We start from the raw sequence: 21,349 nt of genomic DNA on the forward strand, positions 1-21,349 counted from the left end.
TCGGTGGGGGGGGGGGGTCGGGGGGGGTGGGCGGGGGGCGTCTCGGTTGTGGTGTGGGGGGTTGGGTGGCGCCGCGCCGCCCCCCCCCCCCCCGGCCGCCCCCAACGCCCACCAGCCGGACAGTCGCCGCCCACCGGGCCCTCCCCGGACTTGCCCAGCAGCCGCCACGAGCCCGGGGCGCGCCCCGGCAAGCGCCCCCTGCGGAGGCATCCAGCGCTACGGAAGCGCAGCCCCCGCCCGTACCCCGGACTCCCCCGAAACCACCCCCCGTTGTGGCACAGCAGCCACCCCCGCCGAAGCGCCGAACAGCGGCCCGAGGATCAGCTGCGCCGCCCCCTCCGCCACCGGCCCGGGGCCACCGGCCGGGACGATCGCCACCGAGGGGCTCGCGGACCCGCGAGCGGCGGCCCGGTCCGTCAGCTCCTCGGTCACGCCGCGCAGGAAGACGTCCGGTTGTGCCGCGACCGTGCGGCCGCCCAGCAGGATGCGGTCGATGTCCAGCAGTTCCACGAGGTTGGCGGCACCGACGCCCAACGCGCGGGCGGCGCCGGGCAGATCGTCGCGGGCGAGTGCCGCCAGGCACAGCGCCTCCACGCAGCCGCGGCGCCCGCATGCGCAGCGCGGGCCGTCCCACCACACCACCTGATGGCCGAACTCCCCGGCGCCGGTGCGCGGCCCCCGGTACAGGGCGCCGTCCAGCACCAGACCGGCTCCGAGGCCCGTCCCCAGATGCAGATAGGCGAACGAGCCGGGACGGCCGGGGCCGCGTGCCAGGGCGAGGGCGGCGGCGTTGGTGTCCTTGTCGACGACGACCGGCAGGTCCAGCCGTGCGGCGAGGGCGTCGCGCAGCGGGAAGCCGTCCCACCCCGGGGCGCCGGTGACCCGGCGCAGCACCCCGGTGGCGTGGTCGAGCGGGCCGGGGCAGGCGACCCCGGCACCCAGGACACCGGGTGCGTCGACCTCCGCCCGTACCGCGGCGACCTCGCGGGCGACCGTGGTGAGGACCGGCCCGGCGCCAGCGGTGAGGTCGAGCGGGGCGCGACGGACCGCGACCGGGGCGCCCGCGAGATCGGCGAGGACGAGGACCGCCTCGTCACGGTCGAGGTGGATGCCTATCGCGTGGCGGGCGCCGGGGACGAGCCGCAGCAGCGTGGCGGGTTTGCCGCCGGTGGAGGCGCGGCGGCCCGCCTCCGCCGCCAGGCCCTCGGCCCGCAGCCGGGCGGTGATCTTGCTGACCGCCTGCGGGGTCAGCGCCGTACGCGCCGCCAGCTCCAGGCGGCTGACGCCCTCCTCCCCCGCCGCCCGCAGCAGGCCGAGAACCAGCGCGGCGTTGTGCCCGCGCAGCGCGGGGAGGTTGAAACCGGCCGCGGCACCGGCGGCGAGGGACGCGGCGGCCGTCGCTCCGGGGTGCTCCGGCGGCCCGTGGTCGTTACTGGTCACCTCTCCATTGTCCCCATCCCTTGCGCTTTGGCAACACTGTTGCTTAAGTGGATTCATGAACGATTTCCCCGGCAGCCCCGCATCCCCGGCCCGCGACGGCGCCCCGCTCCGCGTCGGCCTGATCGGTTACGGCCTGGCGGGCTCGGTGTTCCACGCGCCGCTGATCGCCGCGGCCGAGGGGCTGGCGCTGGACACCGTCTCGACCCGCAGCCCCGAGCGGCAGGCGCAGGCCCGTGCGGAGCACCCCGGTGTGCGGACGGTCGCGGGCCCCGAGGAGGTCCTGGCCCGCGCCGGTGCTCTCGATCTGATCGTCCTGGCGACGCCCAACAAGACGCATGTGGCGCTGGCGTCCGCCGCGCTGGAGGCGGGGCTGCCGGTGGTGGTCGACAAGCCACTCGCCGCGACGGCCGCCGAGGCCGACCGCCTCGCGGCGCTCGCCGCCGACCGCGGTCTGCTGCTCTCCGTCTTCCAGAACCGCCGCTGGGACAACGATTTCCGCACGGTGCGCAAGCTGCTCGACGAGGGGGCGTTCGGCGAGGTCCGGCGCTTCGAGTCGCGTTTCGAGCGGTGGCGGCCGCGCCCGAAGGGCGGCTGGCGCGAGTCCGGCGACCCGGCGGAGATCGGCGGCCTCCTCTACGACCTCGGCAGCCACCTCGTCGACCAGGCGCTGACGCTCTTCGGGCCCGTCGCGTCCGTCTACGCCGAGTCCGACGTCCGGCGGCCCGGCGCGGAGGCCGACGACGACACCTTCTTCGCGCTCACCCACACCAGCGGGGTCCGCTCCCATCTGTGGGTGAGCGCCGCGGCCGCCCAGTCGGGCCCGCGCTTCCGGGTGCTGGGCAGCGCAGCCGGTTATGTGAAGTACGGCCTCGACCCGCAGGAAGCGGCGCTGCGCGCGGGCGCCCGGCCCGGCGCCGAGGGCGCGGCCTGGGGCGTGGAGCCGGAGTCCGCCTGGGGCCGGATCGGCGCCGGAGAGTCCCCGCAGACCGGGGGCGGTACGCCGGTGCCGACGCTGCCCGGCGCCTATCCGGCGTATTACGCGGCGGTGGCCCGGGCCCTGCGCGAAGGCGGTCGCCCACCGGTGACCGCGGCGGAAGCCGCGGCGGCCCTGCGGGTCCTGGAGGCCGCGAAACGGTCGGCAGCCGAGGACCGCACGGTCCGGATCGAGATACCGGACGCCTGAGCCCGAGCCTGAGCTCCGGGCTCCGGGCTCCGAGCCCGAACGCCCCGGCCGGACACCCGGTTTCGGACGCCTGCCCCCGGCACGACGCCCCGCCCGTCGGACATGGCAGGTGCGCTCGGTGGGTCGGCCGGTGGGGTGCGTCGGACGGCCCGTCGGCTCCGTCAGATGGGCCCCGGGGAGCCATCTGCCGTAGCACCGTGCCCGGGCACGGTGCCGTCGGATGTCACCGGCGTCCAGGCAAGCGCGGGAGCCCGGTGGACAGGTAGCAACGTGCCCGGGCACAGTCCCGCCGGATGTCACTCCGTCGGACGGCGTCCCGTCAGGCGTCCTTGAGCTGCTGGCGCTGGCGGCCCAGGCCGTCGATCTCCAGCTCGACCACATCGCCCGCCCGCAGATACGGCTTGGGCTCCGGCTGCCCCATGGCCACCCCCGCCGGGGTTCCGGTGTTGATGACGTCGCCCGGGTACAGCGTCATGAACTGGCTGACGTACCGCACCACCTCGGCCACCGGGAAGATCTGCTCGGCGGTCGTACCGCGCTGCTTCAGCTCGCCGTTGACCCACAGCCGCAGGCCGAGAGCCTGCGGGTCGGGCACCTCGTCCGCGGTGACCAGCCAGGGGCCCAGCGGGTTGAAGGTCTCGCAGTTCTTGCCCTTGTCCCACTGGCCGCCCCGCTCGATCTGGAAGGCCCGCTCGGAGACGTCATGGGCGACGGCGTACCCGGCGACGACGGCGCGCGCCGCGTCGCCGTCCGGAAGGTAGCGGGCGGTGCGGCCGATGACGACGGCCAGTTCGACCTCCCAGTCGGTCTTCTCGGCGCCCCGCGGCACCAGCACCGTGTCGTCGGGGCCGACGACCGTGTCCGGCGCCTTCAGGAAGATGATCGGCTCCTCGGGGACGGCCGCGCCGGTCTCGCGGGCGTGATCGTGGTAGTTCAGCCCGATGCACACGACCTTGCCGATCCGGGCGACGGGCGGGCCGGTGCGCAGCCCCGCCGCGTCGAGGACGGGCAGGTCGCCCGAACCGGCCGCCGTCCGGACGCGGGCCAGCGCGGCGTCGTCGGCGAGCAGCGCCCCGTCGATGTCCGGTACCAGGCCGGACAGGTCCCGCAGCGCCCCGTCCGCGTCGAGCAGCGCCGGGCGTTCCGCCCCTGTCGTTCCGACACGCAGCAGCTTCATCGGTACCACTCCCGTGGTCGAAGGCCGGCCCGGAAGGGGCCTCCCGGGACGGCCGATGGGGACGGCCGATGGGGACGGCCATCGAGCAATTGGCCGATCGTCCAAGAACCCCGACCACTCCGCAAGACCCCCGTCCACGTACTGGAACGGGGTGCCGGAAACCCATGCCCCGACGGGCACCGGGGCGCGGTTTCCGGCCGCCCGGCTCAGCTCCGGGCGGGCAGCGCGTCCGCCCGGGCGCCGCTGTCCGGGCTCGTCCCGGCCGCCACGGCGGGCCGGTCGCGGTGGAGGAGGGCCCGTTCGGCGGCCGTCCACGCCGTGGTGGTGACGACGTACAGCGCGGCGGCGAGCGGCACCACGGCGACGGTGATCAGCGTGGCGTACGAGAGCAGCGGCAGCGCCCTGGTCAGGCCCGCGGCGCCCGGCAGCGCGGGGGCGGCGGCGTCGGGCCGCCGGGCCGCCGCGGCCCGCGCCCGCCGGACGTTCCAGGTGGCGACGGCGGTGACCAGCGCGAACAGGCCCAGGTAGACGAGGCCGTGCGGGCCGAACGGGCCGCCGTCGGCCAGCGCCTGCGTCCAGTGGCCGCCGAGCGGCGCGCCGAGGAGGGTGTGGCCGAGCAGTCCGGAGCCACCGGTGGAGAAGAGGTGGTACATCACGAAGAAGACGGGCAGTTGGAGCAGCGACGGCAGGCAGCCGGCGAGCGGGGAGGCGCCGGTGGTGGCGTACAGCTCGGTGGTGGCCCGGCGCAGCCGCTCCGGGGCGTCCTTGTGTGTGCGCTGGAGCGCGGTGAGTTGCGGGGCGAGCGCGGCGCGGGCCTTCTCGCCGCGGGCGGCGGCGCGGGCGAGCGGGTGCAGCGCGGCGCGGACCGCCAGCGTGCACAGGACGATGGCGGCGGCCGTGGCCGAGGCGCCGAAGAACGGTGCGATCGCCTGCGCGCCATGCGCCAGCAGATCGCCGAGCAGACCGAAAACGGACATGGATGAGCCCTCCACGGGTCTCGTCGTGCCGGAATGAGGAAGCGGCGTGACGGGCCGTGCGGGACGCGGGTGCCCTCACCGGGGCGCCGGACCCCGCCCGGAATCCCCGCGGGTACGGGGCCGGGCGCGGTGCGGTCGGAACGGTTCCGGAACGGGCGGGCGTACGCCCGGGCTCCCCGGAGACGTCGCCGGGGCAGGCTCCCCCGGTACGACCCGATACGAAGGGCCCTGGGTACGTCGCCGAGGCGGGCCCCCGGATGCGGGGGACTGGCGGGCGGTGCGGGCGGGCTGCCCGCGGTGCGTCTACGCGGCCGTCGGGAGGGCGCGGCCCGGCGCCCGGGGGCGCGGGCGGCCCGCGGCGTCCGGGTCGCGTTGCGGCAGGAAGGCGGTGCGCCGTTCACGGTCCCGGATCGCGGTACGGACCCGGCCCGGCGGCATCGGCCGGGCGCACCCGGCGAGGAGCCCCAGCAGGAACGCCCGGCACAGCAGCACGATGGCACCGGTGGTCGCGGCCGCGGTGAGCGCCGTGGCCAGGCCGCTCTCCGCCAGCAGCAGGCCGACGACGAGGAGCGCCAGGGCGGAGGTGTGGAGCCGCCGGATCTCGGCGATGCGGGACATCGGGCGCCTCCTCACGGCGATCGGTGCGCCCGGGGGCCCCGGCGCGGCCCGCACCCGTACGGCGCTGGGCCTGTCGTGGCGTCCAGGGTAACCACGGCGGGGAGGGTACGGGAGGCGGGTGGGCGGAGCGGGAACTCCGGGCCGAACGCTTCAGGGGGAGAACGGCCGGAACGGGAACCCCGGCGCGTACGGCCGGACGCCCCCGCCACCCCGCCTCGTCCGCCCGCCTCACCCGTCCGCTCACGCATCCGTCCGCTCACCGCATCCGTCAGCTCACCGACTCCGTCGCACCCACCGCGTCACCCCGTTCCCGGTCCTGCTCCCCCGTCCGCGGGAACTCGTCCTCCACCGCCAGCACCTCACCGTCCGGCCGCTCGTCCCGTTCGCGCGGTCCGAAGCGGGTGACGGTGAGGGCGACCGCGACGTTCAGCGCGAGCGCGAGCAGTCCGGCGTTGACGCCGCAGAGCGGGTCGTGGCCGCTGAAGACCGCCGTGCAGACGAGGGTGATCCCGGCCGCCGCCCCGGCGACCGCCGCCTGCCACGTCAGCCGTCGCCACACCAGCCCCAGCAACAGCATCGGCACCAGTTGGGCCATGCCCTCGTACGAGATGAGGGAGAGGCGGACGAGGGTCTGCGGGGCGAAGTAGGTCAGGAGCAGCGCGAGGGTTCCGGCGGCGACCACGACCAGCTGCGACCACCGCTTCTGCCGCTGTCCGGCCGGGCCGTCGACCGGCGCCTCCGGGCCCTTCCCCGTCCGGCCGCCGGACCGCGCGCCGAACACGCTGCGGCCCCACATCGTGCCGATGACCAGCATGAACACCGCCATCGGGACGATCGAGGAGAGTGCCGCGGCCACCCCGATCACGCCGACCGCCCAGGCCGGGAGGGAGTCGGTGACCAGTGTGAAGAGCGCCAGGTCGGACTGGGCGCCGGTCAGCCCCGGCACCACGAACAGCGCCGCCATGCCGAGCGCCACCGGAACGAACAGCAGCACGTTGTACGCGGGCAGGTAGACGGCGTTGCGGCGCAGGGTGTCGGCGCTGCGGGCGCCGAGGTATCCGGCGACGGTCGTCGGGAAGATCACCACGGTCAGGGAGTTGACGACGGTGGTGGAGAGGAACCAGCCCTGGCCAAGACCGCCCGACTCGTGCCCGGGGAACGTCAGCCACTGCGGCTTCTCGGCGACCATCCGGTCGAGGAAGGCGCCGTAGCCGTCGAAGTAGTGCAGCGGTACGTAGACGGCGAGGAAGCCGAGGGTGGCGATGACCAGGACGTCCTTGAGGACGGAGACCCAGGCGCTGCCGCGCAGTCCGCTGACCACGACGAAGGTGGTGGTGAGGGCGAAGCCGAGGAAGTAGGCCCAGTGGAGGCTGATCGCGCCGTAGGAGATCGTCGAGACGACGACGCCCATGCCGGTGATCTGGAGCTGGATGTACGGCAGCAGACAGACGGTGGCGAAGAGGGCGACGGCGGTGCCCAGCCAGGGGCGGCCGTAGCGGTGCGCGACGATGTCGGTGATGCCGACCAGTCCGTGGCGGCGCGCGTACGCCCAGAGCATCGGCCCGACGACGTAGCCCAGGGCATAGCCGCAGGACATGTAGGCGATGACGTAGAGGACCGGGGCGCCGAACCGGTAGCCCCAGCCCGCGGCGCCGAGGTAGCTGAAGCTGGTGTAGCTCTCCCCGGCCATCAGCACCCAGATGAAGACGGTGCCCAGACTGCGGCCACCGACCGACCACTCCGCGAGCCCGCGCTCACGGCGGCCGCCGCGCCGGGCGCGGACCGCCAGCAGGCCGAGCGCGAGGGTCAGCGCCATGAAGACGGCGAAGACGGAGGTGGCGACGGTGGCCTTCATCGGTGCCCCCGCCGCAGGTCACCGCGGCGCGCCAGCCACACCGCGCCCGGTGTCGCCACGGTCGCCAGCAGCATCCAGAAGAAGAGGAACGGCAGCCCGAACACGGTCGGCGTGAGCCGGTTGACGAGCGGCAGCACGGCCAGGAAGAGAACGTAGGGCAGCAGCAGCCACAGCAGCGCCGGGCGCTTTCGGGAGCCCGGGGGCGCGCCGCCGGGTGTCTGGTTTCGCACGGGGCGAGAGCTTAGGCGGTCTCCCACCGGGAGCGGCAGGCCCCGTCAGCGCGGTTCGGTGCCGCGCAGCACCGCCCAGACGATCAGCCGGTACGTGGAGGTGAACTCCGGCGTGCAGGTCGTCAGGGTGAGGTACGCGCCCGGGGCGGTGAAGCCGTACGCGGGGTGGACGGCGCTGCGCGGGACGGGGGCGAGGACGCCGGTGTCGCCGGGGGTGGTGCGGGGCAGGACGGCGCGGACGACGTAGGTGTGGACGGCGTCGGCGGTGTCGATGCGGACGGTGTCGCCGGGCCGCATCCGGTCGAGGTGGCGGAACGGCTCGCCGTGGGTGTTGCGGTGCCCGGCCAGCGCGACGTTGCCGGTGTCGCCGGGCTGCGCGCTGCCCGGGTAGTGCCCGGCGTACCCCTTGTCGAGGACCGCGGCGCGGCCGGTGCCCTCGGCGACCGGGACGTCAAGACCGAGGCGGGGGATGCGGAGGACGGCGTACCCGGCGTCCGGACGGGGCGGCGGCGCGGGGCGGGTGGCCGGGGTGCGCGGACGCGGGGCGGGGCCCGTCGTCGGTGAGGCGCCGGGGACCTCGGCGGGTGGCGGGGCGGGCTGGCCCTCCGGGTGGGCCCACCGGCGTTCCAGTTGCCCGACGCGGTCCTGCGCGGCGTCGTGGGCCTGGCGGTTGGTCCACCACAGCTGGTGGACGACGAGCAGCAGCAGGACCACGCCGCACGTGACCGTCACCTCGGCGAGCGCCCGCACCGCCCGCCCCGGCGCCCGCCGCCGCCCGCGCACCGCGACCGCCCGCTCCCAGGACCCCTGCACGCGGGCACGGTAGACCCTGCGGGTGGAGGTCACCAGGGGGCGGACGTGGCCGACGCGGGCGGGAGCGGGAGGCGGGCGCCGGGCCGGGGCCGGGCGCGGGCCGGGGCGCGGGGCAAACCGGGCGAGCGGGCGCAGGCCGGGGTACGGACGCAGGCTGGCGTACGGGCGCAGGCCGGGCGAGCGGCCGCGGGCCAGGCGTACAGACGCAGGCCGGGCGTACGGGCGCGGGCGAGGCGCCGGGGGTGCCCCGCAGCGCCTCAGGACCGCCGCCTCCCCCGTCCCGTCCTCACCACCCGAACACCCGCGACACCACGTAGATCCCCAGCCCGGCCAGCGCCCCGACCACCGTCCCGTTGATCCGGATGAACTGGAGGTCGCGGCCGATGTGCGCCTCGATCTTCCGGGAGGTCTGTTCGGCGTCCCAGGAGGCGACGGTGTCGGTGATCAGGGCGGTGATCTCGTGCTGATACGTCGTCACGACGTAGACGGCGGCGCCCTCCAGCCAGCCGTCGACCTTGCCCTGGAGCCGTTCGTCGCGGGCGAGGCGCTGTCCCAGGGAGAGCAGGGCGGCGCGGGCCCGCTGCCGCAGTTCGCTGTTCTCGTCCTCCGCCGCCGCGACGATCATCGCGCGGACCGAGCCCCAGGCGGACGCGATGAGGTCCTGCACCTCGCCGCGGCCCAGCACCTCGGACTTGAGGCGTTCGACGCGGGCCCGGGTGTCCGGGTCGGTGCGCAGGTCGGTGGCGAAGTCGGTGAGGAAGCGGTCCAGCGCGCCGCGTGCCGGGTGCTCGGGCATGTCCCGCATCTCGGTGACGAAGCGCAGCAGCTCCTTGTAGACCCGGTCGCCCACCTTCCGGTCGACGAACCGCGGCGTCCAGCCGGGCGCCCCGCCGGAGACCGCGCTCATCACCGAGTCACCGTGCATGACCAGCCAGTCGTGGGCGCGGGCGCACACCAGGTCCACCACCCGCCGGTGGCCGCCGTCCGCGACGACCTTGCCGAGCAGGGCGCCGAGCCCCGGCGCGATCTCCTGCGCGTCGGCCCGTCGGGTGATGGCCTCCCCCACGACCGCCTGGACGTCGGCGTCGCGCAGCACGGTCAGCGCGCCGCGCAGCGCCGTGGACAGCTCGGCGGTCACCCGGTCGGCGTTACGGGGCTCCGCCAGCCAGCCGCCGAGGCGCCGGCCGATGCCGACGGAGCGCAGCCGTCGGCGCACCACCTCGTCGGAGAGGAAGTTCTCCCCGACGAACTCGCCGAGGCTCTGCCCCAGTTGGTCCTTCTTGGTGGGGATGATGGCGGTGTGCGGGATGGGCAGCCCCATGGGCCGCTTGAACAGCGCGGTGACCGCGAACCAGTCGGCCAGCGCGCCCACCATGCCCGCCTCGGCGGCCGCGGCGACATACCCGGCCCAGCCGCCGGCACCGGCCGCCCCGGCCCATTTCGCCAGGACGTAGATCAGCGCGACCCCCAGCAGCAGGCCGGTGGCGAGCGTCTTCATCCGCCGTACGGCCCGGCGTCTGTCCTGGTCGGCGGCGGTCCCCGGGCCGGTGCCGCCCGGCTGGGCCGCGTACGGCACCGACGTCGTCTGCGTGCGTTCCATCCACTCCACCGTTCCCGAATCCCGCGGTGCGGCGCACCACGGACCGGCCGCGCCACGCCGGGTCCCGGCCGCGGGAGGCCGCGTGGGTCAACTGTGACCCACCCATGGAACGAACCACGAGTCCCGCGCGTCCGGACCAGGAGGGGGCGCGCAAAGGGCGCCGAGCGCCCCCTGAGCCCGCCGTGGGATCATGGCGGGACCGATCGGACCGCAACGGTGCCGCTGATCGCCGGACGTCCAGGTCCGCCGCCCTCCGCCCGGCGGAGGCGTCGGCAGCCGACGCGCCCGGCAGCCCCTGCCCGCCCGGAGCCCGCGGCTCCGCCGTCACAGGAGATCCGCCCCGCATGAACAAAGGTGTGGGCTACGCCCTGCTCGCCGGTCTGGCGGCTGTGGTGGTGCTCGTCTCGACCGCCATCTTCGTCGGCTTCGGCGGCACCGGCGGATCCTGGGGCAACAACGCCACGCACCGGCCCCGCGACCCGGCGGCGCCCGCCGTCTCCGGTCAGTGGGTCGGTACGTGGTCCGCGGCGGCCGCGGCGGCCGAGCCGGGCACCCTGGACGGCTACGCGGGCATGTCGATCCGCAACGTCGTGCACAGCAGCGTCGGCGGCTCCAGCGCCCGCATCCAGCTGTCGAACCTCTACGGCACCCGCCCGCTGCCGGTCAGCCACGCCTCCCTGGCGCTCGCCGCGGCGCCCAGCGACCCGACGGCCGCGCCCGGCACGATGCGGCGCCTCGCCTTCGGCGGCCGTTCGGCGGTGACCATCCCGGCGGGCGGCGCGGTCACCAGCGACCCGGTCCGGCTGGCCGTCCCCCAGGACGCGGACCTGCTGGTCACCACGTACTCCCCGTCACCGTCCGGCCCCGCCACGTACCACCCGTACGCCCGGCAGACGTCGTATCTGGCGCGCGGCGACCGTACGGAGGACACGACAGGCGCGGCGTACACGGAACAGAGCCCGTACTGGCGGTATCTGACGGGCGTCGACGTGTGGAGCACCGAGGCGCACGGCGCGGTGGTGGTCATCGGCGACTCGATCACCGACGGCATCACCTCCACCGCGGGCGCCAACCACCGCTGGACGGACTTCCTCGCCGACCGCCTGCGCACCGAACCGGGCGCGCCCCGCTACGGCGTCCTCAACCAGGGCATCAGCGGCAACCGCCTGCTGGTCGACGGCTCCCGCTTCTCCCCCAACAACGGCCCCAGCGTGCTGTCCCGCCTCGACCGGGACGCGCTCTCGCGCAGCGGCGTGAAGGCGGTCCTGGTGGAGATCGGCATCAACGACCTGCTCAAGACGCCGCGCCAGTACGACCCGGAGAAGATCCTCGCCGGGATGCGGCAGGTCGTCAGCGACGCCCACGCCCGCGGCCTGCGGGTCACCGGCGGCACGCTCACGCCGTTCAGCGGCCACCGCGGCTACACCGCCAAGCTCGACGAGGTCCGCCGCAAGGTCAACGCGACCATCCGCTCCGGCGCCGTCTTCGACGAGGTCGTCGACTTCGACAAGGCCCTCCGCGACCCGTGGTCCCCCGAACGCCTCCGCCCGTCGTACGACTCCGGCGACCACCTCCACCCCAGCGACGCGGGCTACCGGGCGATGGCCGACGCGGTGAACCTGGAGCATCTGCGACGGGCGGCTCCGGCGTCGCTCTGAGACACCGGGCGGGCGCCGGCACCCGGCCTGTTGCGACGCGCGTGCACGGCCGCTCCGAGATCTTCTACCCGACAACGCGGATAGCTTCGTTGCGGCAGAAGAGTGAGGCTCCGCGGGCTCCTGCACTCAGGGCTGGTCGTACCAGGAGAACGCCGCGATCCGCCAGCCCTCCGGGGTGCGGACGAACTGGAAGGTCTTGGTCCCGCCACCCTCGAACGGCTCGCCGTCCAGGACGCCGGCCTTGCGGTACTCGCCGAAGCGCGACGCGATGTCGCCCGCGATCTCGGTTCGCTCGGAGGTCTCCCACTCCGAGAACTCGACCAACCGGCCGTCGGCGAGCAGGCGTTCGCGCGGCTCGATGAACTCGTCCACGGTGTAGACCGTGTACTTCGGCCCGGTCAGCACGATCACGCCACCCGGAATGACCAGCCGGTGGATCCGGGCCACGTCCGCCGTCTTGCCGCCGCGGTTGTCGAAGGCTCCGAAGAACTCGGCGGTTATCGCGTCAATCTCGATCTTGGACATGGCACGACGGTAACGCCGGCAGGGGGCAACGGACATGGCGGCGAGGCAACTTCGCCTGAAACCCGGATCACGGGGGCTATCCCCCGGGAAGGTGTCGGGTCGGCCCCATCGCGCCCGGGCCGCCACGCGCGTGACGATCTTCTCAGCAGCACGTGACACCAAACATGTTGAGGAGTGATCAGACATGATCGGCAACGGGAAGCGGCTCGCGGCGGCGGCTCTCGGCCTGGCCGCGACGCTGGCCCCCGCGGCGGCCGTGTACGCAGCACCGACGGCGTCCGCACCGGCCGTCGCGTCGGCCCCCGTCCGCGCACTGGACCGGATCGCTCATCCGCTGCGGTCGACGGAGCCGGGCACCGGCACGGCCGACCTGCACGCCCTGGGAATGATGGTCGGCGACGCCAAGGTGGTCGGCGTGGGCGAGGCCACGCACGGCTCGCACGAGTTCTTCGCCTTGAAGGACCGGGTCTTCCGCTACCTCGTCGAGCAGAAGGGATTCACCACCTTCGCCCTGGAGATCAGCTGGTCGGCGGGTCTGCAGATCGACGACTACCTCCAGCGCGGCGACGGTAACCGCGACACGCGGCAGGTCGTCCACGAGGTGATGGCCGGATCTCCCTGGGACCGCGAGGAGTTCGTGACCCTCGTCCGGTGGATGCGCGACCACAACCGCCAACACCCCAACCGCCCGGTCCACTTCTTGGGCGACGACATCGGTGCGCCCAGGATCGACGAGCGGGTCTTCGACAGCGTCACCGACTACGTTCGGCGGACCCGTCCGGAATCCCTGCCGCGCCTGAACGAGCTCCTCACCGGCCTGCGCCCGCTCGACGACGCCATCGCCTATCTGGAGCGGCCACTCGCGGAGCGGCAGCAGAATGCGGCCAAAGCGCAGCAAGTACTGGAACTTGTACAACGTCAGAGGTCGGGGGGCGGCGAGGACTTCGAGTTCGCACTGCAGAACGCCCGCAACATCGCCCAGACCTACACCTTCCTCACCCTCAACCCCGGCGACCAGGAATCGTTGACCGCCATGGAGCGCTACCGCGACCAGGTGATGGCCGAGACCACGGCATGGTGGCAGCGGCGCACCGGCAGCGGGGTCCTGCTGTCGGCCCACAACGACCACGCAGGCTACGCGGCCTCCGACCCCGCGACGTACCCGAAGACCCAGGGCTCGTTCCTCCGCGACACCCTGGGCGCGGACTACCTCGCCATCGGCACCACCTTCGACCAGGGCTCCTTCCTCTCCAAGGGCGAGGCGCTCGGCGGCGAGTGGAAGAAGTTCACCGTCGGCCCGGCCGGTCCCGGCACGAACGAGTACACGCTCGACCAGGTCCGGTACCGCGACTACTACGCCGACCTGCGCAAGGCACCCGCCGCCGCCCGCGGCTGGCTGGACATCTCGCGCCCGGCATACAACGTCGGCACGCAGTACCCGAACGACAAGACGCCCAAGATCGCCATCGGCAGGGCCTACGACGTCCTGGTCCACCTCCATACCGTTCGGGAGGCGAGCAAGCTGTAGCGCCCCCGCGCGAACCGGGCGTCTGCCGACCACCGGGCTGGGTCGCCCCGACTGCCCCGACCCTGGCGCTGGTGTGCTGCTCACCGAACCGCGCGATGCCGGAGCTGGACTGTCCGCTGTCCCCTCCCGGGCCGGACCGCCCGGGCCGCACCCCGTGAGAGGCGCGACCCGGGCAGCTCGCGCGCTCCCCTACGGGTGGTAGATCTCCTCCAGGGCGGTGATCTTGCGCTGGTCGTTGAGGCGGTAGGCGAAGTGCGGGGTGTTGGTGAGCTTGTGGCTGCCCAGCCACTTCGGGGTGACCTTCACGGGGGTGTTGCCCTTGAAGACCGTGACGGTGGCGCCCCGCGCGAAGCCGAGCGACCGGGCCGCGCCGGTCGGGGTGTAGACGACGTCCTCGTCGTTGGCCGCGTTGTACTTGCACGTCTCCGGGGTGACGCGCACGACCGTCTTGCCGCCGGTGTTCTTGGCGGAGTTCAGCTTGAGGAAGTGCCGGTACCCCGTGGGCGGGTGGCACGGCTTCCAGACCGTGGCCCGGACGGACGTGGGCGCGGCGGGCGCCGTGTGCGGGGCGGCCACGGCGGCGCCGGACACGGTCGCGAGGAGGGCGGCGGCGGAGGCGAGGACGGCGGCGCCGGAGACGTAACGGTGGTTCATGATCACCTCTGGTGCGAAGAGCTGAAGGTCTGCTGACACCCAGGGAGAGGCCGGACCGCGGCGATGCGTTGCACCGCGCTACCCCTATATGCGGCGTCGAGCAGCGGTGCGTTGAATCCCTCGTTCACGGCGTTCCAGCGGTCCTGATGGCGTGCCCAGTGGGCGCCCTCGGGCCCGTCCCACGCCGCCCACCACCTGCTGATGACCAGCGGCCCGGACGCCCCCGACCCGCGGCCTGCGGTGACGCGGCTGGTGAGCGCGTTGGTGGGCGCCCCCTAAGCGCTGTCCCGTACATGACCTCCGGAACGGTGGCCGCCTGCTCCCGGTGGTGGCCGCCGGGCACCGCCAGGGTGGGACAGGGGCGACGGTGCCGACGCGTCAGTGCTGGTTGACCGGCCAGGCGGCCGCCGGATCGCAGCGGGCCGGGCACGCCAGCAGGTACACCTCGTTGCCCAGGAAGAGCCAGTAGGTGTCGGCCCGGACGCTGTAGGGCTGTTCCGGCAGGCCGGGGTGGACGGCGAAGTCCATGCCCTCGGGCACCTGGCAGACGTACACGAGGTCCGCGCCGCACGCGCACGTGTACTCCTCGGGCCCCTGCGCCCAGGACGGGTTACCGCCCACCTTGAAGGTCTGGGCCCCGCCGCCCTCCTCGTCGGAGGTGTCCGCGAAGGGCCGCAGAGCCAGCGGCAGCGCGCACACGGACGGTTCGGCCTCCGGATACGGCAGCGCCGCGCCGCTCTGTATCAGTACCCGCCAGAACGGCGCCGGGTAGGGCGGCTGCGGAGCGTCCCAGTACTTCGGTACGAGCCGGCCGTCGGCGAGCTGGGGTTCGGACGCGTCGTTGTGCGCCCGGCAGTGGAAGACCAGAAGGTGGTCCCCGCCGAAAGGCTCCACGTCCGAGGGGATGTCGAACTGGAAGAACAGCGCCAACCGCTCACCGCAGAAGCACTCGGGCCACTCCTGGCCCCGGTCGAGGAAGGGCCAACCTCCCACCGAATCCCGCACCGGACGGACCAACGGTTCGGTTCCGACCTCGATCGCGTAAGCAGGCAGCACCGTCCGCATCCCCTCGTATGACGTTCGCACGTCCGCTCAGGCTATAGCGCCCCTGTGACAGCCGGTCGTGGGTGGGATGGCCTTGAGGTCGACGTGCCTGATCTGGCTGGGTGACCGCAGCGCGGCCAGGTCGGCGCCCCCTCCTGCCGGTGTCAGCCCTCCGTGGAGACCGTGACGAGGATCGGGCCCGAGAGCCCCGTCGCCGCCCGGATCGCGTCCGCGAACCAAAATCAGACGCCGACAGACCGAAGGAAAGCCCCGCCCGTCTCCAACGCGGAGGAACAGGCGGGGCTTTCGTCGTACGTTCGACCTGCTCAGGAGCGGAAATCTCCGGCCTTCACGCCCGTGACGAAGGACGCGAAGGCGGTGGCCGGAACGCTCACCACCGGGCCTTCCGGATCCTTCGAGTCACGGACGGGGACCACGCCGTGCGAGGCGACGAGGATGGCGGTCACCTCGATGCAGGCGCCGCCGTTGTTGCTGTGCGAGGACTTGAACCAGCGGTCGGCGGCGATCTCGACGCAGGCGCCGCCGTTCTCGCTGTAGGAGGACTTGAACCACCGGTGGGCAGCGATCTCGATGCACTGGCCGCCGTTGTTGCTGTACGAGGACTTGAACCAGCGGGGGGATTCGGTCGTCACGGCATTCCCTTTCGCAGCTTGTCAGCACGCTCAGGTTCCGTTCGAGGGTAGGGCCCTGACGGCAGCGCGGCGAGAGGGCGAAAGAAAGCCCCGCCCTTCCCTCAACACGGAGGAACGGACGGGGCTTTCGTCGTACGGGGACCAGCTCAGGCGCGGAACGTGTCCGCCTTGACGCCCGCCACGAAGGACGCGAAGGCGGCGGCGCGCACGCTCAGCGCCGGGCCCTGCGGGTCCTTCGAGTCACGGACGGGAACCACGCCGCGCGAGGCGACGAGGTTGGCGGCAACCTCGATGCACTGGCCGCCGTTGTCGCTGTACGAGGACTTGAACCAGCGGGGGGATTCGGTCGTCACGGGGAGCCCTTTCGCAACTGCTTGATCATGGCCACGGATTCCGCCTGGGACGGTGCTTCGGCCTGTAGTTGATGGTAGGCCGTCAACAGAGGCAGCACGAATGTGCTGTCCCGTTCAAGATGGCCCTGCTGGGCGGACTCGGCGTAGGCCATGAGCGACCGGTCCGGGCGCGTCAGCACGGTGACCGGCAGGTTGAACGGGCGACGCGTTCCCATGTCGAACGGAGCCACCTGAACCACGGTGTGGGACAGCTCGGCGAATTCGAGCACCCGGTCCAGCTGGGCGTCCATGACCTCCGGCCCACCCACCGGCCGACGCACACACCCCTCGTCCAGCACCACGAAGACCAGCGGCGGAGGCGTCCGCAGGAGAACCGCCTGCCGCTCCGCGACGAGTGCGACCCGCTCGTCCGCCTGCTCCTCCGTGATCGCGCCACGATTCACGGCGCTCTCCGCCAACGCCGTCGCGTACTCCGGCGTCTGCAGCAGTCCCGGTATCACCCCGACCTCGTACAGACGGATCTCCGCCGCCTGCGCCTCGTGCTCGACGAACTGCGGGAAGCCCTCCAGCAGGCCCGAGTGCTGGAGCTTCCGCCACGCGCGTTCGAATTCTTCTCCGGTGCCCAGCGCTACGTCCGCGCGCCGAGCGAGCGGAAGAGTCGGGCGTTTGCGGCCCGTTTCGACAGCCGAGATATGCGTGCCGGAATATCCCATCCGCTCGGCCAACTCCTCCTGCTTCCAGCCGCGTTCCTCACGCGACGTGCGCAGACGTGCCCCGAACGCCGCCTCCGGCGAGCTGTCCGGGTCCAACTCCTTGCGATTCAAGGGTAGATCACCAACTTTTCCTCCCCCTCACACACGTTGAACGACTCCTCCAACGTAGGCCACGCTGCACCTCCCTGGTAGTGGAATGACTACAGAGAGGAACGATCGTGTCTGTCGAACGGGAGTCCGGAAAGCGCGATCAGGTCCCTTACCGCCCGGTGCGCGGCGAACTCGTCGCGGACGCCGAGCGTCGCTGTCTCGGCATCGCCAAGGGGGAACTGGCCGGGGCGTGGTCCCTGCGGTCGCTGACGGGCGGCGTGGAGTGGGTCGTCGATGCCGCGTACATCCGGCGCACGTCCCGCGCCGAGCGGCTGATCGCGGGGATCACGCTGGTCAACGCGCGCAGTCGGGGGGAGATCCTGTGACCGCCGGTTACCTCGCCGAAGTACGCCTGGAGAAGCGGGCGTCGGCGCCCGGGGCCACGTACCCCGTCTGTGCGCTGTGGACCGTCTCCCCCGTCCTGGCCGTGCGGTGGCTGCGCGGGCAGGCGCTGCGGCTGGCGGAACGGGTCGAGCCCGAGCCGGTCCGGTCGCCGTGGGCGTGGCTGACGCGCGGGGCGGCGGACGCCGACATCGCGGACCATGCCGCGACGGTACGGGCGTGGGCGTGGGACGCGGGCGAGGAGCGGGCCGCGCGGGAGCACATCAAGCGCGGGCACGCCCTGTTCGTCACCCTCCCGGACGCCCACCGCACCCACACCCTGAGCATCTGGCCAGGTCAGCCGCCCGGCGACGCGGGCCGGCCGCCACCGCAACCGTTCCGGCACCGCATCGGCGGCCTCGCCCACCCGCTCTACATCCTCGCCGAAGACCCATGGAGGTAGCCGTGACCGACCAGCCCACGCACGAGGACACACCCCTCTCCGGCACCGTCGGCGAGAACGTCCTCCACGTCCATGAACTCATCGGCACCGACAACCCGCGCCCTAAATGCGGCGCCGGGGAGGGCCAGACCGTCGACGAATGGCTGCGGGCGGTCAACTGCCCGGACTGCCGGTAGCCAAGGCGGGGCGGTGGCCCCGGCCAGCGGCCCCGGCCAGCGGCCCCGGCCGGGCCAACCTTCCGGCCCCGCAACGCCCTTGAGACCATCGGCACGCCACCCCCGCCGGCGCCAACCCACCGTGAGGAAGCCGAAATGCCCACGCTCGACCGTCACGACCACGTCTTCGTCCTCGATCTCGGAGACGGCGAGAACCGCTTCCACCCGGACTGGATGGCCGCCGTCGGCGCCGCCCTGGACGAGGTGGAGAAGGCGGAGGGGCCGCGGGCCCTGGTCACCGCCGCGACGGGGAAGTTCTACTCCAACGGCCTGGACCTGGACTGGCTCGCCGCCCACGCCGACCGGCACCAGGACTTCATCGTCTCCGTCCACGAGCTGTTCGCCCGCCTGCTGTCGCTGCCGATGATCACCGTGGCCGCGCTCCAGGGGCACACGTTCGCCGCCGGGGCGATGTTCTCCCTGGCCCACGACTTCCGCGTGATGCGCGCCGACCGGGGCTTCTGGTGCCTGCCCGAGGCGGACATCCACATCCCGTTCACCCCCGGCATGGCCGCGCTGATACAGGGACGGCTCGCCCCGCAGACCACGCACGAGGCGATGCTCACCGCCCGGCGCTACGGCGGGACGGACGCGGCGGCCGCCGGGATCGTCGACGAGGCGGTCACCGAGGAGGCCGTCCGCGCAACCGCCGTCGCACGCGCCCAGGCCCAGGTCGACAAGGCCGGCGACACCCTCGGCACCATCAAGGCCCGGATGTACGCGCCCGCGCTGGCCGCCCTGCGCGACACCACCGCACCGCTGGGCTGAGGCCGTCGGGCCCGCCGCCCTTGCCCGCGGCGGTGGCGGGCCCGTCCGGCAGATGGAGCGGCAACGGGGCATGGGACCAACGGGCGAGCAACCGGATCAAGGTCCCCGTGCCGAGCCGGGGCGAGCGGCCGTCCCCATCGCCGCGTTCCTCCGATCTCGTCGTCGATCTCCCCATAGAGTGCGGTCAGGAGCGACTCCACGTCAGGTGTGACCACGGGCTCTTGAAGGTCTTCGTCCGGCCGGGACCGTGACCACGACCGGCCGGGCCTTCAGAATTCCCGGCCTCCTGGTGATCCGGGTCCGGAGCGGTCGGATCGTGCATGTCCGCGACTACATGGACGGGCTCGGCGTGGCCCACGTCATGGACCGGCTGACCGCCGTGGTCGACAGCCTCAGGTGAGGGAAGTTCTGCCCCCACCGGCAAGGCGACGGGTCAGCCGACGGCACCGAGGATCGGCGCCCAGGTGGGACCGGTGAGTGCGGCCACCGCCTGCTTCTGGGAGAGCGGGGGAGCGTCACGGGTCGGCTTCGGCCTGTTTCCGCTGCCGAATTCGCCGGCGGTGTCCCACTGCACCATCTGGAGCTGGGCGCCGGTCGACTTCAAGGTCACCGTCGTCGTCCAGCGGTGAGCGACGGCGGAGCCGGGGGCGGGGTCGGCACCGACCGGCTGCCTTTCCGCGATCTTCTCCGACATCACCAGGGCTCCACCGGGAAGCGTGGCGCTGCTCGGCAGCTCGCTCAGCTCGCAGGTGTCGCCGGCCTCGGCACGCCCGGCCGTATGGTCGCAGTTCAGCCCCTCGCCGTCCCCGAGCGGCAGCTTGAGCCGCAGGGCCGAGACACCGACGTTGGCGGTGCCGTGCCCGTCGTTGACGTCCACTCCGCCGTTGGCGACCCACCCCTTGGACGGATCCGAGGGGTCGTTGCTCTGTCCGTCCTCCCGGCCGAACCGGCTCCCGGGGAACGTCTTCTTCACGGCGTCGATCATCTGGGTACCGGCGATCGCGGAACGGGGCATCGCCAGCGCCACCGCTTCCATATCGGATCCCGGGGAGCGAGCCCCGGCGAGCACGCCCGGGAGCACCAGACCGGCGGTCGCGATGGCGGCGCAGGCACCGACCCCGACGAGGACGCCGGCGCTGCGCCGACGCCGGATGCGGCTCCGCCCGCGCTCGACGGCTCCGCTCGTGAGCGTGGCGAGATCGGGTTCGAGGGAGTCGGTCGTGCGGTTCAGGGCGTGTGCGAGGTCTGCTTCGAACGGCATGCTGGCGTCACCTTTTCTGTCGCTGGTGGGGATGGTGCGGTGGGTTCGACCTGGGTGCACCGGTTTCAGTGCGGAACCAGGTCGGACAGGCTGTCGCCGAGCAACGCGCGCACCCTGTTGAGTGCCCGGGTGCCCTGGGAGCGGACCGCGCTGCTGCTCAGCTTGAGCATCTGGGCGGTCTCCTCGATGCTGCGGTCGTCCCAGTAGCGCAGCAGCAGCACCGCCCGGTCCCGGGGCGGGAGTTGGCCGAGCGCGTCCAGCAAAGTGAGCCGCAGCGCGGCGTCCGGACCGGCCGCAGCGCTGTCGGGCAGGTTCCCTGTGGGGCGCTCGCCGGTGCTTCTCCTACGCCGCAAGGTGAGGGAGGTGCGGACCAGAACCGTCTGGGCGTAGGCCGCCGGGCTGTCCGCTGCGGCCACCCGCTTCCAGTGCACGTACACCCGGCTGAGGGTTTCCTGGACCAGGTCCTCGGCAAGATGGGTGTCGCCGGCCGCGAGGACGTACGCCGAGCGGTACAGCCCCTTCGCCCTCGCGGCCACGAACTCCAGGTACTGATCCTCCTGTGCTGATTTCACTCGGCCCCCGCCTGTTCTCTTGTTCCGTGATCCCCTCGCATACCCTTTTGACTACGTGAGGCGGCGGGATGTCGCGCGGCAGGAGCACCTTCTTTCCCGTTTCTTTCCCGGCGCTGCCGCGTCAGCGGTGGGCTGCTCCGCCACGAAGCCCGGGGCCCGGGGCGCAGCTCGCTCAGCTGCGCGCCGCCGTCCCCGCGCCTCACGCCCCGCGGCCACCTCCGCCGCTCCGCCGCTCCGCCCGCCAGATTGTCAACCAGCCGCCGTCCTGGCCTTCTTGTGGGCTATAGCGTTTCCGGCCTCCTGATGTGCTTGAGGGCGACCCGCCTTCCCCATATTCAGAAGGGGTGAAAATCGCCAAACGGCGATTTTTGGATGATCTCAGAATTCACCCCGGATATCCGATCGTTTAGGCGTATCCGTCGGGCAGCAAGTTCCCTTTGCACCGTTCGAGGAGAAGGGACACGAGCATGGCTGACTGGCAGCAAGTCTCCGGTGGTCTCACGACGATCTCGGTGGGGTCCAGGACGCACGTATGGGGGGTGAACTCCCTTGGGCAGATGTACCGGTACACCGGACTA

25 protein-coding genes and 1 pseudogene are annotated in these 21,349 nt (G+C 73.0%); 9 read left to right on the forward strand and 17 right to left on the reverse strand.

Annotated elements, in window-relative coordinates:
* Window positions 1–216: 216 nt before the first annotated feature.
* A complete protein-coding gene (locus ACFWWQ_RS19500) occupies window positions 217–1,440 on the reverse strand; it encodes an ROK family protein (RefSeq protein WP_384597717.1) in 1,224 nt (407 codons plus the stop codon).
* A gap of 55 nt (window positions 1,441–1,495) precedes the next feature.
* Between ACFWWQ_RS19500 and ACFWWQ_RS19505 the strand changes: the two genes are divergently transcribed.
* The gene (locus tag ACFWWQ_RS19505; protein WP_384597719.1) at window positions 1,496–2,623 is read left to right on the forward strand and encodes a Gfo/Idh/MocA family oxidoreductase; all 1,128 of its coding nucleotides are present in this window, start codon (window positions 1,496–1,498) and stop codon (window positions 2,621–2,623) included.
* 319 nt (window positions 2,624–2,942) lie between these two features.
* On the opposite strand, the gene ACFWWQ_RS19510 is transcribed toward ACFWWQ_RS19505, so the two are convergent.
* From ACFWWQ_RS19510 to ACFWWQ_RS19540, 7 genes are all read right to left on the reverse strand, one after another.
* Window positions 2,943–3,800 (reverse strand): fumarylacetoacetate hydrolase family protein, encoded by an 858-nt coding sequence (locus ACFWWQ_RS19510; RefSeq protein ID WP_384597721.1) that lies wholly within the window; start codon window positions 3,798–3,800, stop codon window positions 2,943–2,945.
* 206 nt (window positions 3,801–4,006) lie between these two features.
* Complete coding sequence (locus tag ACFWWQ_RS19515) at window positions 4,007–4,777, reverse strand: YidC/Oxa1 family membrane protein insertase (protein ID WP_384597723.1); 771 nt, start codon at window positions 4,775–4,777, stop codon at window positions 4,007–4,009.
* Between the two features lie 303 nt (window positions 4,778–5,080).
* Window positions 5,081–5,395, reverse strand: coding sequence for a DUF6412 domain-containing protein (locus ACFWWQ_RS19520; protein WP_384597725.1), 315 nt, complete (start codon window positions 5,393–5,395; stop codon window positions 5,081–5,083).
* Window positions 5,396–5,663: 268 nt separating this feature from the next.
* Window positions 5,664–7,250 (reverse strand): sodium:solute symporter, encoded by a 1,587-nt coding sequence (locus ACFWWQ_RS19525; protein WP_384597726.1) that lies wholly within the window; start codon window positions 7,248–7,250, stop codon window positions 5,664–5,666.
* Entirely contained in the window at window positions 7,247–7,480 is a 234-nt protein-coding gene (locus ACFWWQ_RS19530; RefSeq protein ID WP_345084650.1) for a DUF3311 domain-containing protein, read from the reverse strand. The genes ACFWWQ_RS19525 and ACFWWQ_RS19530 overlap by 4 nt, the downstream gene beginning before the upstream one ends.
* 45 nt (window positions 7,481–7,525) lie before the next feature.
* Window positions 7,526–8,293, reverse strand: a complete 768-nt coding sequence (locus tag ACFWWQ_RS19535; protein ID WP_384597728.1) for a class E sortase — start codon at window positions 8,291–8,293, stop codon at window positions 7,526–7,528.
* Window positions 8,294–8,579: 286 nt separating this feature from the next.
* Window positions 8,580–9,893, reverse strand: a complete 1,314-nt coding sequence (locus ACFWWQ_RS19540) for a DUF445 domain-containing protein (RefSeq protein WP_384597729.1) — start codon at window positions 9,891–9,893, stop codon at window positions 8,580–8,582.
* A gap of 344 nt (window positions 9,894–10,237) precedes the next feature.
* Between ACFWWQ_RS19540 and ACFWWQ_RS19545 the strand changes: the two genes are divergently transcribed.
* Window positions 10,238–11,551, forward strand: a complete 1,314-nt coding sequence (locus ACFWWQ_RS19545) for an SGNH/GDSL hydrolase family protein (protein WP_384597730.1) — start codon at window positions 10,238–10,240, stop codon at window positions 11,549–11,551.
* A gap of 126 nt (window positions 11,552–11,677) precedes the next feature.
* Here the strand turns inward: ACFWWQ_RS19545 and ACFWWQ_RS19550 are convergent, their stop codons facing one another.
* A complete protein-coding gene (locus tag ACFWWQ_RS19550) occupies window positions 11,678–12,076 on the reverse strand; it encodes a nuclear transport factor 2 family protein (RefSeq protein ID WP_384597732.1) in 399 nt (132 codons plus the stop codon).
* A gap of 184 nt (window positions 12,077–12,260) precedes the next feature.
* Between ACFWWQ_RS19550 and ACFWWQ_RS19555 the strand changes: the two genes are divergently transcribed.
* The gene (locus ACFWWQ_RS19555) at window positions 12,261–13,604 is read left to right on the forward strand and encodes an erythromycin esterase family protein (protein WP_384597733.1); all 1,344 of its coding nucleotides are present in this window, start codon (window positions 12,261–12,263) and stop codon (window positions 13,602–13,604) included.
* A 189-nt stretch (window positions 13,605–13,793) separates the two neighbouring features.
* Here the strand turns inward: ACFWWQ_RS19555 and ACFWWQ_RS19560 are convergent, their stop codons facing one another.
* The 6 genes and pseudogenes from ACFWWQ_RS19560 to ACFWWQ_RS19585 form a co-directional block, all read right to left on the reverse strand.
* Window positions 13,794–14,297, reverse strand: a complete 504-nt coding sequence (locus ACFWWQ_RS19560; protein WP_384597735.1) for a hypothetical protein — start codon at window positions 14,295–14,297, stop codon at window positions 13,794–13,796.
* Between the two features lie 339 nt (window positions 14,298–14,636).
* Window positions 14,637–15,344, reverse strand: coding sequence for a hypothetical protein (locus ACFWWQ_RS19565; protein ID WP_384597736.1), 708 nt, complete (start codon window positions 15,342–15,344; stop codon window positions 14,637–14,639).
* A gap of 284 nt (window positions 15,345–15,628) precedes the next feature.
* Window positions 15,629–15,895 carry a DUF397 domain-containing protein gene (locus ACFWWQ_RS19570; protein ID WP_384597862.1) on the reverse strand — a complete coding sequence of 89 codons (267 nt, stop codon included), beginning with the start codon at window positions 15,893–15,895 and terminating at the stop codon, window positions 15,629–15,631.
* A pseudogene (locus ACFWWQ_RS19575) lies at window positions 15,881–15,955 on the reverse strand (DUF397 domain-containing protein); the annotation flags it as partial. The pseudogene ACFWWQ_RS19575 and the gene ACFWWQ_RS19570, both read right to left, overlap by 15 nt.
* A 146-nt stretch (window positions 15,956–16,101) precedes the next feature.
* Window positions 16,102–16,308, reverse strand: coding sequence for a DUF397 domain-containing protein (locus ACFWWQ_RS19580; RefSeq protein WP_384597738.1), 207 nt, complete (start codon window positions 16,306–16,308; stop codon window positions 16,102–16,104).
* Window positions 16,305–17,132, reverse strand: a complete 828-nt coding sequence (locus tag ACFWWQ_RS19585; RefSeq protein WP_384597740.1) for a Scr1 family TA system antitoxin-like transcriptional regulator — start codon at window positions 17,130–17,132, stop codon at window positions 16,305–16,307. The genes ACFWWQ_RS19580 and ACFWWQ_RS19585 overlap by 4 nt, the downstream gene beginning before the upstream one ends.
* A gap of 107 nt (window positions 17,133–17,239) precedes the next feature.
* Between ACFWWQ_RS19585 and ACFWWQ_RS19590 the strand changes: the two genes are divergently transcribed.
* The 5 genes from ACFWWQ_RS19590 to ACFWWQ_RS19610 all read left to right on the forward strand — a co-directional run bounded on the left by ACFWWQ_RS19590 (window position 17,240) and on the right by ACFWWQ_RS19610 (window position 19,338).
* Window positions 17,240–17,497 carry a hypothetical protein gene (locus ACFWWQ_RS19590; RefSeq protein WP_384597742.1) on the forward strand — a complete coding sequence of 86 codons (258 nt, stop codon included), beginning with the start codon at window positions 17,240–17,242 and terminating at the stop codon, window positions 17,495–17,497.
* Window positions 17,494–17,955, forward strand: coding sequence for a hypothetical protein (locus ACFWWQ_RS19595; protein WP_384597744.1), 462 nt, complete (start codon window positions 17,494–17,496; stop codon window positions 17,953–17,955). Before ACFWWQ_RS19590 ends, ACFWWQ_RS19595 begins: the two co-directional genes overlap by 4 nt.
* A gap of 2 nt (window positions 17,956–17,957) precedes the next feature.
* The gene (locus ACFWWQ_RS19600; protein ID WP_384597746.1) at window positions 17,958–18,131 is read left to right on the forward strand and encodes a hypothetical protein; all 174 of its coding nucleotides are present in this window, start codon (window positions 17,958–17,960) and stop codon (window positions 18,129–18,131) included.
* A 135-nt stretch (window positions 18,132–18,266) separates the two neighbouring features.
* Window positions 18,267–18,938, forward strand: coding sequence for an enoyl-CoA hydratase-related protein (locus ACFWWQ_RS19605; protein WP_384597748.1), 672 nt, complete (start codon window positions 18,267–18,269; stop codon window positions 18,936–18,938).
* Window positions 18,939–19,185: 247 nt separating this feature from the next.
* On the forward strand, window positions 19,186–19,338 hold the full coding sequence (locus ACFWWQ_RS19610) for a hypothetical protein (protein ID WP_384597750.1): 153 nt from the start codon (window positions 19,186–19,188) through the stop codon (window positions 19,336–19,338).
* Window positions 19,339–19,371: 33 nt separating this feature from the next.
* On the opposite strand, the gene ACFWWQ_RS19615 is transcribed toward ACFWWQ_RS19610, so the two are convergent.
* Together ACFWWQ_RS19615 and ACFWWQ_RS19620 are read right to left on the reverse strand one after the other, a co-directional pair.
* Window positions 19,372–20,199: a hypothetical protein gene (locus ACFWWQ_RS19615; RefSeq protein WP_384597752.1), complete on the reverse strand. Its 828-nt coding sequence runs from the start codon at window positions 20,197–20,199 to the stop codon at window positions 19,372–19,374.
* 65 nt (window positions 20,200–20,264) lie between these two features.
* Complete coding sequence (locus ACFWWQ_RS19620; protein WP_384597754.1) at window positions 20,265–20,771, reverse strand: SigE family RNA polymerase sigma factor; 507 nt, start codon at window positions 20,769–20,771, stop codon at window positions 20,265–20,267.
* A 467-nt stretch (window positions 20,772–21,238) separates the two neighbouring features.
* On the opposite strand from ACFWWQ_RS19620, the gene ACFWWQ_RS19625 reads away from it, so the two are divergent.
* On the forward strand, window positions 21,239–21,349 hold a 111-nt coding region (locus ACFWWQ_RS19625; protein WP_384597864.1), incomplete at its 3' end, for a tectonin domain-containing protein.

The organism is Streptomyces sp. NPDC059080 (assembly GCF_042739975.1).
Classification (GTDB): domain Bacteria; phylum Actinomycetota; class Actinomycetes; order Streptomycetales; family Streptomycetaceae; genus Streptomyces; species Streptomyces benahoarensis.

Excerpts from the sequence above, each read along its gene's own strand:
- ACFWWQ_RS19540 (WP_384597729.1), bottom strand. The coding sequence starts at position 9,893 with ATGGAACGCACGCAGACGACGTCGGTGCCGTACGCGGCCCAGCCGGGC.
- ACFWWQ_RS19615 (WP_384597752.1), bottom strand. The coding sequence starts at position 20,199 with ATGCCGTTCGAAGCAGACCTCGCACACGCCCTGAACCGCACGACCGAC.
- ACFWWQ_RS19515 (WP_384597723.1), bottom strand. The coding sequence starts at position 4,777 with ATGTCCGTTTTCGGTCTGCTCGGCGATCTGCTGGCGCATGGCGCGCAG.
- ACFWWQ_RS19550 (WP_384597732.1), bottom strand. The coding sequence starts at position 12,076 with ATGTCCAAGATCGAGATTGACGCGATAACCGCCGAGTTCTTCGGAGCC.
- ACFWWQ_RS19605 (WP_384597748.1), top strand. The coding sequence starts at position 18,267 with ATGCCCACGCTCGACCGTCACGACCACGTCTTCGTCCTCGATCTCGGA.
- ACFWWQ_RS19525 (WP_384597726.1), bottom strand. The coding sequence starts at position 7,250 with ATGAAGGCCACCGTCGCCACCTCCGTCTTCGCCGTCTTCATGGCGCTG.
- ACFWWQ_RS19520 (WP_384597725.1), bottom strand. The coding sequence starts at position 5,395 with ATGTCCCGCATCGCCGAGATCCGGCGGCTCCACACCTCCGCCCTGGCG.
- ACFWWQ_RS19555 (WP_384597733.1), top strand. The coding sequence starts at position 12,261 with ATGATCGGCAACGGGAAGCGGCTCGCGGCGGCGGCTCTCGGCCTGGCC.
- ACFWWQ_RS19510 (WP_384597721.1), bottom strand. The coding sequence starts at position 3,800 with ATGAAGCTGCTGCGTGTCGGAACGACAGGGGCGGAACGCCCGGCGCTG.
- ACFWWQ_RS19545 (WP_384597730.1), top strand. The coding sequence starts at position 10,238 with ATGAACAAAGGTGTGGGCTACGCCCTGCTCGCCGGTCTGGCGGCTGTG.
- ACFWWQ_RS19505 (WP_384597719.1), top strand. The coding sequence starts at position 1,496 with ATGAACGATTTCCCCGGCAGCCCCGCATCCCCGGCCCGCGACGGCGCC.